The following is a 13898-nucleotide window of genomic DNA, read 5'->3' on the forward strand; positions in this document are numbered from 1 at the left end:
TCAAAGTGAACGTTCACAGGAGAACGGCGCGGACCAACCGGCGTCGGCTGCAGGGGAGGATTATGATGCGTGGCTTCACGGCTCGCTCGCTATCGCGTTTGGTTATCGGCACATCGGCGCTCGCGCTGGTCGGCCTGCCCGGTATGGCCGTGGCACAGGACGCAGCGGCGACACTCGGCAATCCCGGCTCTTCCGATATTCAGGATACACCTACGACCAGCGAACCGACGACGGGCGATGACATCGTCGTGACCGGCATCCGCGCGTCGCTGCGTGAATCGGTCGATATCAAGCGGGACGGCCAGGGCATCGTCGATGCGATCTCGGCCGAGGACATCGGCAAGTTCCCCGACACCAATCTGGCGGAATCGCTGCAGCGGATCACCGGAGTGTCGATCGACCGGTCTAACGGCGAAGGATCGTTCGTCACGGTTCGCGGCTTCGGGCCCGAATTCAACATGGTCACGCTGAACGGTCGCCAGATGCCGACATCGTCGCTGGGTGATGGCCTGAGCGCGCCATCATCGCGCTCGTTCGATTTCGCCAATCTGGCGTCGGAAGGGATTTCGGCGGTCGAGGTGTACAAGACCGGCCGCGCCGCCGTGCCGTCGGGCGGCATCGGATCGTCGATCAACATCCGCACGCCCCGCCCGCTCGACAAGCCCGGTTTTCGCGGCAGCGTCGCCGCCAAGGGCGTGCTGGATACATCGCGCAACGGCAAGGACCCGATCACGCCGGAAGTGTCCGGTATCATCTCCAGCACGTTCGCCGACAACCGGATCGGCGTACTGCTGACCGGCATCTATCAGCGGCGCAAGGCGAGCGTGAACAACGCCAGCGTCGGGTATCGCGACGGGTATCTGGGGTCCGAGAACAACTGGGGCTCGCTGGCGCAGCCGGGCGATCCTCGCGCGGCGAACATCACCAACCGGCCCGATGCGACCGACGTGTACGAAGTGCCGCAGAACGCCGGATATGATTTCACCGATATCGATCGCGAGCGGATCAACGGCCAGCTCGTCCTGCAATTCCGGCCGGTCGACGATCTGACCGCGACGGTCGATTACACCTATTCGCGCAACGACATCGAGGGCCGCAACAGCAGCGTCGGTATCTGGTTCAATCACAACGACACGTCGAGCGCGTGGACCGATGGTCCGGTCGCCGGCCCCGTGTTCTACACCGAACGTTTCGGGGCGAACGAAGGCAAGGACTTGGCGTACAGCGGCGCGCTGACCGCCAGCCGCAGCGAGAACAAGTCGCTGGGTGGCAACCTGACGTGGAATGCGCCGGGCGGCGTGACGATGACGCTGGACGCGCATCACTCGACCGCGGAATCGAAGCCCACCAACCGGTATGGCAACAGCGTGTCGGTGGGCAATGCCGTATTCGGCATCCAGAACCAGACGATCAATTTCGAGAATTACCTGCCGGTGCTGTCGTACAATATGTACCCCGGCATAGATCCGCTGAACGTGTCGCTGATCACGCCGACCGGCAACGCGTTCCGTAATTCATACTTTAAGGACCGGATCAACCAGGTGCAGTTGGCTGGTCATTACGACCATGACGGCGCATTCCTGGACAGCATCGATTTCGGCGTGTCGTATGTGAACAACAAGGTGCGGTCGGCGTACGGTGTGATCCAGAACGATACCTGGGGCGGCGCCGGGCCGGCATCGGACATTCCCGACGACATCTTCCATCTGGCCAATGTCCCCGACAAGTTCGACGGGCTGGGCGGCGCGAACGATCCGACGATCATCAAGCAATTCTATACGTTCGATTTCGAGCGGATGGTGGAGCTGATCGACCGGCTGTACAAGACGTGCGGCGGTGACAACGACTGCCGCGCACCCTTCACGACCGATCGGCGGACGACCGAAAAGACGCTGTCGCCGTTCATCCAGATCAACAACAAGTTCGATCTGTTCTCCCGCCCCGCGCACCTGATCGCGGGCGTGCGGTACGACCAGACGCTGGTCAATTCGTCGGCGCTGGTGCCGGTGCCATCGGGCACGCGGTGGGTGTCGCAGAATGAGTTCGGCGTGATCTATTCGGGCGCCAGTGCCTTTACCCGGTTCAAGGGCGAATATCAGAACTGGCTGCCCGCGTTCGATTTCGACATGCAGCCGATCGAGAACGTGAAGCTGCGCGCGTCATACAGCCATACGATCACGCGCGCCGATTATGCCAGCCTGCAGGGCGGGCGCACGATCGACCAGCTGTTCCGTGTCGGTGGCGGCACGGGGCAGCAGGGCAATCCCGGCCTGATCCCGTACAAGTCGAAGAATATCGACCTGTCGGCGGAATGGTATTATTCGCGTGAGAGCTACATCTCGGTCGGGTATTTCCACAAGAATGTGGAGAATTTCATCTCGTCGACGCAGGTGAATACGCCGGCCTTCGACCTGACCAATCCCGCATCCGGTCCGCGATACCGCGCGGCGGTGGCTGCACTGGGTGCGAATGCCAGCGGTGGAGCGATCCGCGATTACATCTTCACCAATTTCCCCACGACCACACGGCCGAACCTGAACGCGGCGGGTGGTTTCGTGCGGGATGCGACGGGGTTCATCACCGGTGACATCTTCGGCGTGGCAGGTGACGATCCGGTCAATTTCCAGATCGGAACGCCGGTCAACAGCGACCAGACGGGCAAGATCGAAGGGTTCGAATTCGCGATCCAGCATCAGTTCTGGGACACCGGGTTCGGGACCATCCTGAACTATACGATCGTCAATGGCGACGCCCGGTATAACAACGCCCTGCCCTCGTCGGTCACGCAGTTTGCGTTGGTGGGGTTGAGCGACAGCGCCAACGCGGTCGGATACTATGACAAGAACGGCATCCAGGCGCGTGTTGCGTACAACTGGCGAGCGAAGTTCCTGTCGGGCACCGGGCTCAATCCGTTCTACGTCCAGGCCTATGGCCAGGTCGATGCCAGTGCCAGTTACGAGTTTACGAAAGGACTGACGGCGTTCGTCGAGGCGATCAACCTGACTGGTTCGAGCCGACGCGGGCATCGCCGATCGGAAAACAACGTGACGTTCGTGCAACCGGGCTATGCGCGCTATTCGGCGGGGATGCGGTTCTCGTTTTGATGCGATGGACCTGCCGACGGGGTGGCTTTTCCCGCCTCCGGACGGCAGGTCTTTAGCGGTCAGGGCCCAGAGAAGACGGGAAACACGGTGGATACGCCAGTCGCCCATATCGTGATCGTCGGCGGCGGCACCGCCGGTTGGCTGGCGGCGTGCCTGATTGCGGCGCGGGCCGATCCGGCAGCGACCGCGCCGCTGAGCGTCACACTGGTCGAATCGCCGGACGTGCCGACGATCGGCGTTGGCGAGGGAACATGGCCGACGATGCGGCGCACGCTGGCGCGGATCGGCATCGACGAAGCCGAATTCCTCACCGCATGCGATGCGTCGTTCAAGCAGGGTTCGCGGTTCGACGGATGGGTGACGGGAGCGGCCGGCGACAGCTATCTGCATCCCTTCGTGGCACCGGTGGAGGCCGATCCGGCGGCAGCCGTGGCGGCATGGCGTGAGCACGGGACGGGTGCCGACTTTGCGACAATGGTCGGCGTGCAACCGCATGTCTGTTCGCGCGATCTGGCACCGCGGCAGCGGGGGATGCCGGGTTATACCGGGGCGTTGAACTATGCCTATCACCTAGATGCGGCCAAATTTGCCGCGTTGCTGACGCGCCATGCGACGGAGCGGTTCGGCGTGCGTCATGTCCGCGACCATGTCGTCGGCGTCGACAAGGCGGCGGGCGGCGATATCGCAGCGGTACGGACAAGGGCGTCGGGTGCGATCGGTGGCGATTTGTTCCTCGATTGCACCGGCCATGCGGCGCTGCTGATCGGCGGCGAATATGGCGTCGGGGTGATCGACCGGAGCGGCGAGTTGTTCAACGACCGGGCGCTGGCGGTGCAGGTGCCGGTGGCGCCAGGATCGCCGATCGCCTCGCAGACCAACGCGACCGCGCATGGGGCCGGCTGGATTTGGGATATCGGGCTACCGACGAGGCGGGGCGTGGGATGTGTCTATTCGTCCGCGCATATGGACGGTGACGCCGCGGCGGCGACGCTGGCGGCGTATCTCGATCGGACCGCGCCGGGTGTCGAGATGGACGCGCTGTCGGTACGGCGGCTGACCTTCCGGTCGCAGCATCGCGAGCGGTTCTGGGTGCGCAATTGTCTGGCGGTCGGGTTGTCGGCGGGGTTTCTGGAGCCGCTGGAGGCATCGGCGATCGTGCTGATCGAACTGTCGCTGGACGCGTTGCTCGATAACTTTCCGGCGACGCGTGGTGTGATGGACATCCATGCCGCTCGCTTCGACGTGCTGTTCCGCTATCGCTGGGACCGGATCGTGGAGTTCCTGAAGCTGCATTATGTGCTCAGCCGGCGTGATGAGCCCTATTGGCGGGATCACCGCGAAGCTGCGACGATCCCGCCAAGGCTGGCGGAGCTTTTGCAGGTGTGGTGTCACCAGCCGCCATCGCGCACGGATTTCGGGATGATCGACGAGGTGTTTCCTGCCGCCAGTTATCAATATGTGCTGTACGGCATGGGCTTTCCTCCGCCCGGCCCGGCGATCGTGCGGGGGAACGCGCGGGTGAATCTGGGTCAGTTGTTCCAAGGTGTGGAGCAACGTGCGCGGATGCTCGTCGCCAGCCTGCCGACCAACCGTGCCTATCTTGATGCGTTGCGCGATGTCCGCGCCGCGCCAGCCATGGAACATAGCGCCTGACATGCCCGACCACGTGATCCTCGCCGCTGAAACCCATCGCGACCTGCGCATCCGCACCGATCATGCGCCCGATAATAGCGACGCGGCGATGTCGTGCATCACCGTGCCGACCGAGTTCCGGCGGGTGCAGAACGAATATCCGATCCTGTTCCGGCTGAATCAGGAGAGCGGCGAGTTCACCGCGCTGGCGTTGTTCGGGTTCGAGAATGGTGAGAATCTGTTTTTCGACGGCGATCGCTGGGATGCGCGGTATCGGCCGCTGGCGATCGATATCCAGCCGTTTCTGATCGGGCGTCACCGCGAGGAATCGGACGCGCGGCAGGTGCATATCGACATGGCGAGTTCGCGCGTCGGCCATGAAGATGGCGTGCGGGTGTTCGACGAGCATGACCGGCCGACGCCGTTTCTGGAACGCGTCATCGGCCAGTTGCGCGCGCTGGACGAGGGGTATGTCGCGTCGGCCGGCTTCTTTGCCGCGCTGCGCCGGTACGACCTGCTCGAACCGTTGACGCTGGAGATCACGCTGGACGACGGGTCGACCAACCGGCTGGTAGGCTTCCATGTGATCGACGAGGAGCGGCTGGCGGCGCTGGACGCGGCGGCGCTGGGCGACCTGCACGGGGCGGGGCATCTGATGCCGATGTTCATGGCGATCGCCTCGCTCGGCAATATCGGCGATCTGGTCGCGCGCAAGAACCGACGCGGCCGACATGGCTGAGGACATCTTCGCCGCCCTGCCCCGCCTGCCGGAGGTGACGGTCGACGGCCCGTCGGCGCTGGACGCGTTGCTGCGCGAGCGGACCGACCCGGTGGTGATCCGTGGGCTGGTCGACGACTGGCCGCTGGTGGCGGCGGGTCGGCAGTCGGGCGCAGACGCGCGGGACTATATCGTCCGCCATGCCCGCGACCTGCCCTTCACCGTGTCGGTGGGCGCGTCGCAGAGCGGCGGGCGGCTGTTCTACGACGACAAGCTGGGGATGAATTTCCAGACACTGCGCGCGAAGCTGCCCGAGATATTCGCGCAGATTGCGGCGGGCGAGGACAAGGCGGTGGCGCCGCCGATCTACCTTGCCTCGATCGACCTCGCCGAGTTCTTCACCGGGTTGCACGAGGCCAATCATGTCGATCTGGGCGAGCGCACGGCGCTCGCCAGCATCTGGATGGGGACGCGTACGCGCATTGCCGCGCATAACGACGTGCCGCATAATCTGGCTTGCGTCGCGGTCGGTCGGCGACGCTTCACGGTCTTTCCGCGCGAGCAGTTCCGCAACCTGTATCTGGGGCCGGTCGACAACACGCCGGCGGGTCGCGCGGTGAGCATGGTGGATTTCCATGCGCCGGATTTCGACCGCCATCCCCGTTTTCGCGAGGCCCTGTCCCACGGTGCAGTCGCCGATCTGGCGGCGGGGGATGCGATCTATATGCCGTCGCTGTGGTGGCATCATGTCGAGGGGCTGGACCCGTTCAACGTGCTGGTGAATTACTGGTGGCGCGAGACGCCGCGGTGGCTGGGCCAGCCGCAGGATGCGCTGAACCATACGATGCTCGCGATCCGCGATCTGCCCGACGACGAGAAGCGACACTGGCGCGAGATGTTCGATTATTATGTGTTCGATAACGACGCTGGCGTGACGGCGCATATCCCGGAGGCGGCACGCAGCGTTCTGGCGCCGATGACGCCGGAAAGTGCCGGCCGCATCCGTGCTTTCCTGTTGCGGGCGCTGAGCCGATGAGCGTCGGTTCCGTGCAAGGGGGTTCGATGCGCCGCGTCGTCATCGCCGGCGGCGGTACGGCGGGATGGATGGCCGCGGCGGCAATCGCGCGCACGATGGGTCGCACGGTCGAGCTGACACTGGTGGAATCGGATGCGATCGGCACGGTTGGGGTCGGCGAATCCACGATCCCGCCGCTCGTCACCTACAACCGGCTGCTGGGTATCAATGAAGCCGATTTCATGCGCGCCACGCAGGCGACATTCAAACTCGGCATTCTGTTCGACGACTGGAAGGAGCGCGGCCATCGCTATTTCCATTCGTTCGGGCTGACCGGCAAGGATCACTGGTCAGCCGGGTTCCAGCATTTCTGGCTGTACGGACAGGAGAAAGGCCATCTCCAGTCATACGACGAATATTGCCTGGAGCTGGTCGCAGCGATGCAGGGGAAGTTCGCGCACCTGCCCGACGACCGGGTGAATTATGCCTATCAACTGGATTCCACGCTCTACGCGAAATTCCTGCGCGGAATGGCGGAGACGGACGGCACGACGCGGGTCGAGGGGCGGATCGCGCAGGTCGAGCTGGACGGCGAGCGTGGTGATATCGCCGCGCTGGTGCTTGAATCAGGCGCGCGGATCGAGGGTGATCTGTTCATCGACTGCACCGGTTTCCGCGCGCTGTTGATCGAGCAGGCGCTGCATGCAGGGTTCGACGACTGGACGCATTACCTGCCTTGCGATGCGGCGATCGCGGTGCAGACCGAAAGCGTTCGCCCTGCCGTGCCCTATACCCGGGCGATGGCGCATGACGCGGGCTGGCAATGGCGCATTCCGTTGCAGCACCGCACCGGTAACGGCATCGTATATTGCAGCCGGTATCTGGACCATGACGCGGCGCTCGACCGGTTGCTGGGCAATATCGAGGGACGGACGCTGACCGAGCCGAACCGCTTACGCTTCGTGACGGGTGCGCGGCGGCGGCAATGGCACCGGAACTGCATCGCGATCGGCCTGTCGGGCGGGTTCATGGAACCGCTGGAATCGACCAGCATCCACCTGATCCAGCGCGCCGTGCTGCGACTGCTCCGCCTGTTCCCGACAGGAGCAATCAGCGAACGTGACGTAGCCGAATTCAACGACCAGCAGCATACCGACATGTTGCAGATCCGCGATTTCCTGATCCTGCATTACAAGGCGACCGAACGGCGCGACAGCGCGTTCTGGCGGCAATGTGGGGCGATGGTGATCCCGGAGTCGCTAGACCAGAAGATCGAACTGTTTCGCGAAACTGGCCGTGTGTTTCGCAAGAACGACGAACTGTTCGCGGAGAACAGCTGGGTGCAGGTGATGATGGGCCAGGGGATAATACCGCGCGCCTTTCACCCGATCGTCGGCAAGCTGCGCGATGAAGAATTGGCGCGGTTGCTCACGACGCTGCGTGACGAAGTGGGCCGGACGGTGGCGGGACTGCCCGACCATGCCGCCTATGTCGCGCGATATTGCGGTGCCATGGCGGCGTGAGCGGCGGTGGGGCGCGGGTGACACGGCGACGACAGGCGGTGACGATCAAACACGTCGCGGCTGATGCCGGCGTGTCTTTGCAGACCGTCAGCCGCGTCATCAACAAGGAACCCAATGTCCGGCCCGAGATGATGGCGCGGGTGCAGGCGTCGATCCAGAAGTTGGGTTACGTCCCCTCGATCGCGGCGCAGCGGATGGGCGGGTCGCGATCGTACCTGATCCTGGCGCTGAACGATCGCGAGCGGACGATCGCCGATTGGCGCAACCGGCAGGGGACGGACTGGGTCGACCAGATGCTGTTGGGCGGGATGCTGAAATGCGCGGAACACGGCTATCGCCTGATCGTCGAGCTGGTCGACACGCATAGCGACCATATCGAGCGTGAATTATTGGCGGCGATCGCGGCGTTGCAGCCCGATGGCGTGATCCTGACGCCGCCGCATTCGGGCAATCCGATCATCATCCGGCTGCTGGATGCGCAGGGCATCCGCTTCGCGCGGATCGGGTCGCTGCACGAGGGACCGGGCTTCACGCTCATCATGGACGACGAGCGCGCGGCGCGGTTGGCGACGGAGCATCTGCTCGCTCTGGGCCATCGGCGCATCGGCTTCATCGCCGGGCCAGCGGAGTACGAACTGAGCGGCTGGCGCGTGACCGGCTGGCGCGCGGCGATGGCGGCCGCCGGCGTTGCGGACGAAGATTTGCTGGCGACCGGCGATTTCAGTCACGCGTCCGGACGGGCGGCGGCGATCGGCCTGCTCGCCCTGCCCGATCCGCCGACCGCGATCATCGCCAGTAACGACCAGATGACGCTCGCTACGCTGGATCTGATGCGCGAACGGGGGCTGAGCGTGCCCGGCGACTTGTCGCTGATCAGTTTCGACGACACGCCGATCGCGCGGCTGGCGCATCCGCCGCTGACCGCGGTGATGCAACCGATCGCCGATGTCGCGTCGCGCGCGGTGGAGCTGATCATCGGCGATTATGCGGGCGAGCCGATGCCAGCGATGCCCGTGGTGGTGCCGGCGGGGCTGCAGTTGCGCCAGTCGACGGCAACACCGGCGGGGCGATAACGCAACCCGGCTGGACGTGGCGCACACAAGCCCTATATACCGTTCGGTATGAAAAGTATGTGTTCCCTGACGGCCGTTAAGGGCCGCCCGCGTGAGTTCGATCTGGACGATGCGTTGGCGGCGGCATTGCGCGTGTTTTGGCGCAACGGTTACGAGGCTGCGTCGATGGCCGAGCTGACCGCGGCGATGGGGATCACCAAACCCAGCCTGTATGCGGCGTTTGGCAACAAGGAGGCGCTGTTTCACAAGGCGCTCGACCTCTATGAGCGCGAGAAGCTGGCATATATGACGTCCGCCCTCGATGCGCCGACCGCGCGCGGCGTGGCGGAGCGGCTGCTGCGTGGCGGTCTGGCAATCCAGACGAGCACCTGCGATCCGAAGGGGTGTCTGGGCGTCATCAGCGCGGCTGCGTGCGGCGCGGAGGCGGAAGCGATCAAGGCAGAGGTCGTGAAACGGCGGGCATCGTCGGAAGCGGCGCTGATCCGACGGTTCGAGGAAGCGAAGGCAGCCGGGGAGTTCCCTGACGGACTGGAGGCGCCGGCGCTGGCGCGTTACCTGTTCGCGATCATGCAAGGACTGGCGATTCAGGGCGGGTCCGGGGCGACGTGTGCAGAACTGGACCAATTGGTCGAAACCAGCCTGTCGGTGTGGCCGACCAAATAAAAATACCGCACGGTACAAAAGCAGATTGACGCGGTGCCGATGGCTTTATATACCGATTGGTAACGAAGCTACACAGTGATGGGATACGAACACACAATGTGTCGCCCTGTCATTTCAACCCAGCGACTGACGGCATGCCGATGGATGGTCATCGACAAACCCCGGCGCTCGCCCAGATCGAACAGGGGACGTCCCGTGGCCTATCTCGACCTCGACAATGCCTTCTCCGCGCCGGGCATGAGCCGGACCATGGTGGCCAAGGCCCCCGTGGCGGCGGGCTTCTCCGCACTGGAATGGAGCGTCATCGCGCTCGCCAAGCGGGATACGCTGCGCAGTTTGGCGCGGCCTAGCCGTCTGTCTCGGGCAATGGGCAGCCTGTTCGGTTTCGGCGTCGCATCCGCGCTGGCCGATCCCCGGCTGGAGGCGTTGCGGCGGCTGGCGGTCCATGCCTGGCACCGTGGCTTTGCACTGCCGGTCACCGAGGTGGAGCAATTCGTGGCGGCCGGCTTCGCGGCGGCGCAGGTCGAAACGCTGGTCATGAGCGTCACCGGCCTGCGGATCGTTGAAGCCTGATCCCGCCTTACCCGCCGGTGGTGATCACGTTGTCGTCGGCGTTGCGATCGATATGGGTGTTATAGGGGTCGGCGCCAGCGAATGACGGTTTGGCGCGGGTGACGAGGCGGATCGTCTGAACACCGGTGCGGATCGGCAGCCGCTTGATCGTCAGCACGTTGGTCGCGGCGAATTTTCCCCGGCCCGGCATCGCGGTGAAGGCGCCGAATTCGGCCTGCTCGGCCATTGGTGCCTCCCGCTCCTTACCCCGCCCGTCGGCGTACAGCTTGTGCGCATCGACGGTCAGCGCGGTTTCCCAGTTTCCGTCTGGCAGACGCCGTGTCACCGCCGACGTCGTCTTGATATCGTATAGCGTGATGCGGTCGAACAGGTCGGAGATCAACGCATTCTCCGCCGGCGTCGCACCGCGGCGGAATTCGGCGATCAGGTCGAGACTGCGCGGATAGGGTGCGCCCTTGAACTTGTAGCGGGTGACATAGCGTTTGAGAGCGGCGTTCACCCGGTCGGCGCCCAGTTCATCCTTCAACCGGTACATCACCAACGAACCCTTGCGGTAATGGATGTATGGCTGGTCTTCGACGCGGTCGAGCGGCAGTTCCTCGATCACCTCGCCACCGCGGCTTTTTAGATAGCGGTCGAGTTCATACTTCAGGAAGCGACGGATCTGGTCGCGGCCGTACAGTTTCTCCATCACCATCAGCGCCGAATATTGCGCCAGCGTCTCGGTGAGCATGGTCGAGCCCTGATTGTCGCTGCCGACCGCCTGATGCGCCCACCATTGATGCGCCAGTTCGTGCGCGGTGACATAGGTGACGTAATCGATCTTGTCGCGATCGGAGAGGTCCGCGATGAAACCGATCCCCTCCGAATAGGGCATGGTGCCGGCAAACGCCTGAGCGAACTGCGCGTAATCGGGAAACTCGATGACCCGCGCCTGCCGGAACTGATATGGCCCGAACGCTGGCTGAAAATAATCGAGGCCGTGCGCGAAGGCGGCCAGCATCCGGTCGACGTTCGCGCCATGCGGGGCGTCGTAATAGACCGCCAGATCGATCCCGTCATGGCGACGATGCCGCTCGGCATAGCGCGCCGATTGCACCGAATAGAAATTGAGGATCGGCGCATCGACCACGAACCGCGCGGTGCGGCGGCCGGCGGCGGTGGTGTCGGCCAGCTTGTAACCGGGGGCGATCGGCGTTTGGTCGGCATCGGTGGAGACGGTGATGTCGGTCCTAACCCAGTCCATACCGTATCCGTTGCGACGCGTACCGGCGAGATCCTCCAGCTTGGGCGGGCGCAGTTCGCCGGGCAAGCCGTGCTTGCGTCGCTTCACGCGGTCTTGGAGCAGGTTAGCGCGCGACATGCCGATGATCGGCGCGAACTCGCTGTTGTCGAGGAAGGTGCCGTTATCGACCAGCCGCGTGTCGCCGCGGCCATTGGGGAAGCCGCGCTGTCCCCGTTCGCTGCGAAATGCGATCGTCGTGGTGGCGCCGGGTGCCAGCGGCGCGGGCAGACGGTAGATGCGATACTGGAATTTGGGATAATCGCGCAGGACGGTCGCGCCCGGCACGTCGAGCGATACCAGCCGGGTCAGGCGGTCGCCGAGCCGGATATGCAGGTTACGGATCGGCTGCGCCTGAAGATTGACCAGCGTCATCGTACCTGTCGCGGTCATCCGGGGCTGGTGCGGCCGCAGGTCGATGGCGAGGCGGACCGACTGGACGGCGGGTTGCGGCGTCTTTTCATAGGGCAGCAGCGTCCGTTCGTAATCGGCCAGCCAGTCATCGTCGGAGACGGTGGTGCGATACTCGTTCCAGACATGCGTGTTGGTGTAGATCCACACACCGGTGCCAGCGAAGACGATCAGCGCCGCCAGCGCGATGACCCCCGGCACACCGGCCAGCCGACGCGGCATCCGGGCGATCCGGGGCCGCAGCCGCGTCTCGGTGCCGCGCCGCCACAACACATGCGCCAGGACGAGCAGGAAGACCGCGAACGCCGTCCAGTACAGCCGTACCCACCATGCGCCGATCCAGAACGCGCCGGCGCCGTTCATGTCCGACAGCGGTTCGGCCGGGACCCGCGCATAATTGTAGAGCACGTCGGCATAGCCGAGATTGGCGAAGGTGATCCTGGTGATGACGTAGAGGACCATGATCCCCCAGCCGACGAACTTGTGCGGACTGAGTGCCTGAACGAAGACCGACAGGATGGCGAGCAGCGTGAAATCGACCGTCGTCGGCAAGACGTACCAAAGCAGATATTTGCTGAATTCGATATCGCTGTACCCGTGGATCAACTGCATCACGACGCCACCCGCGACGCTGATCAGCAAGGTCGCGAACAGGACCAGCATCACCGCCAATGCCTTCGGGATCACAAAGGCCCAATCGGGAATCGCGCTGGCGTCGATGATCTCATGCGTCTTGCGGTCGCGTTCGCGCCAGACCAACTCGCCGGCGTAATAGATCGCGATGATGATCGGGATGAACCCGAACGATCCCTCCAGCAGGCGGATGACGACGCGGGTGACGGGCAGAACGGGCGTGCCGAACACCTCACCCAGATCGATCAGCGCCGCCATCGCGTTGAACAGGCCGAGCGCCATCAACACGAAGAATGCCGGGCTCCTGAACACCTGCACCATTTCGAGCCGGGTGCGGGCGCCCAATTGCGCGAAGGCGGTGGCGCGGTCGAACCGGGGATCGGGCAGGCGGGCGACGGTGGCGGGCATCTCCTCCGCCGCGGCCCGCGCGGCCAGTTGCTGCGCGCGGCGGCTCTGGCGGGTGGGCTTGTCGGCGAAGCGGAACGTCGCGAAGGCGAACACGAGCGCGGCACCGCCGATACCGATCGCCAACACCCGGTTCCACAACAACATGCCCTGCAATGGCAGCGCCATCGTATTGCGGTCGGCGGCCGTCCAATATTTAGTCATGTACGAGGCCGCGCCGAAGCCCAGCGGCTCACCGTAAGCGCCGACCAATTCATAGGCCGGGTTGCGATCGAGCACGACGGTCGCGATCGTCCAGACGATCAGGAACGCGACGACGCCGATATAGGTCGCCATCATCGACCGCGTCGTCGTCGCCAGTGCGAAGAACAGCGCAGATGTCAGGAACAGGTCGGGCAACGCCAGCCACAGATAGGGCAGCGCATAATAGGACAGGCTGTTAGGCCCCACCTGTTCGGGATCGATCCACGGCATGTGACTGCCGATCCACACCGCCAGCGGGATCGCGAGGAAGCCCAGCGCCGCCGCCACGAACGCGCCGGTGTAACGCCCGAAGACATAGGCGGTGCGCGTGATCCGGGTCGCGCGGACGATCGGGCCGAACCCGCTATCATCGTCGCGGACGATGACGTTGGCGACGAAGGCGGTCGACACGAACATGTAGAACAGGCTGAGGATCAGCATCATCTGCGCGATCGCGAACGGCGCATTCTTGTGTACGTTGCCGCCCGATCCGATCTGAATCTGGTCCACCGTCGCCGCGCCGAACGCGAGCAGGAAGAAGATCACGACCGCGACCCAGAACACCGGGTTGCGCAGCTGATAGCGAAGCTCGAACGTGAAGACGCCGGCAAACATGGCAGCGG

9 protein-coding genes are annotated in these 13898 nt (G+C 64.3%); 8 read left to right on the top strand and 1 reads right to left on the bottom strand.

All coding sequences use genetic code 11. From position 1 onward, the window contains the following. Positions 1-65 precede the first annotated feature (65 nt). The 8 genes from ASG67_RS08280 (at position 66) to ASG67_RS08315 (ending at position 10301) form a co-directional block, all read left to right on the top strand. Positions 66-3104, top strand: a complete 3039-nt coding sequence (locus ASG67_RS08280) for a TonB-dependent receptor (protein WP_056529121.1) — start codon at positions 66-68, stop codon at positions 3102-3104. An 87-nt stretch (positions 3105-3191) separates the two neighbouring features. Beyond that, complete coding sequence (locus tag ASG67_RS08285) at positions 3192-4757, top strand: tryptophan halogenase family protein (protein WP_056528171.1); 1566 nt, start codon at positions 3192-3194, stop codon at positions 4755-4757. A 1-nt stretch (position 4758) separates the two neighbouring features. Continuing rightward, positions 4759-5475 (top strand): SapC family protein, encoded by a 717-nt coding sequence (locus tag ASG67_RS08290; RefSeq protein ID WP_056528174.1) that lies wholly within the window; start codon positions 4759-4761, stop codon positions 5473-5475. Next, positions 5468-6490: a cupin-like domain-containing protein gene (locus ASG67_RS08295; RefSeq protein WP_056528177.1), complete on the top strand. Its 1023-nt coding sequence runs from the start codon at positions 5468-5470 to the stop codon at positions 6488-6490. Before ASG67_RS08290 ends, ASG67_RS08295 begins: the two co-directional genes overlap by 8 nt. A 26-nt stretch (positions 6491-6516) precedes the next feature. Then, on the top strand, positions 6517-7992 hold the full coding sequence (locus ASG67_RS08300) for a tryptophan halogenase family protein (protein WP_156460732.1): 1476 nt from the start codon (positions 6517-6519) through the stop codon (positions 7990-7992). Positions 7993-8009: 17 nt separating this feature from the next. Next, complete coding sequence (locus ASG67_RS08305; protein WP_056529124.1) at positions 8010-9065, top strand: LacI family DNA-binding transcriptional regulator; 1056 nt, start codon at positions 8010-8012, stop codon at positions 9063-9065. A gap of 48 nt (positions 9066-9113) precedes the next feature. After that, positions 9114-9728, top strand: a complete 615-nt coding sequence (locus ASG67_RS08310; protein ID WP_056528184.1) for a TetR/AcrR family transcriptional regulator — start codon at positions 9114-9116, stop codon at positions 9726-9728. Positions 9729-9923: 195 nt separating this feature from the next. Next, positions 9924-10301: a hypothetical protein gene (locus ASG67_RS08315; protein ID WP_056529127.1), complete on the top strand. Its 378-nt coding sequence runs from the start codon at positions 9924-9926 to the stop codon at positions 10299-10301. Positions 10302-10308: 7 nt separating this feature from the next. On the opposite strand, the gene ASG67_RS08320 is transcribed toward ASG67_RS08315, so the two are convergent. Beyond that, complete coding sequence (locus ASG67_RS08320; RefSeq protein WP_056528187.1) at positions 10309-13890, bottom strand: ABC transporter permease/M1 family aminopeptidase; 3582 nt, start codon at positions 13888-13890, stop codon at positions 10309-10311. Positions 13891-13898: the final 8 nt, after the last annotated feature.

It is taken from the genome of Sphingomonas sp. Leaf339 (genome assembly GCF_001426195.1).
Taxonomy (GTDB): domain Bacteria; phylum Pseudomonadota; class Alphaproteobacteria; order Sphingomonadales; family Sphingomonadaceae; genus Sphingomonas.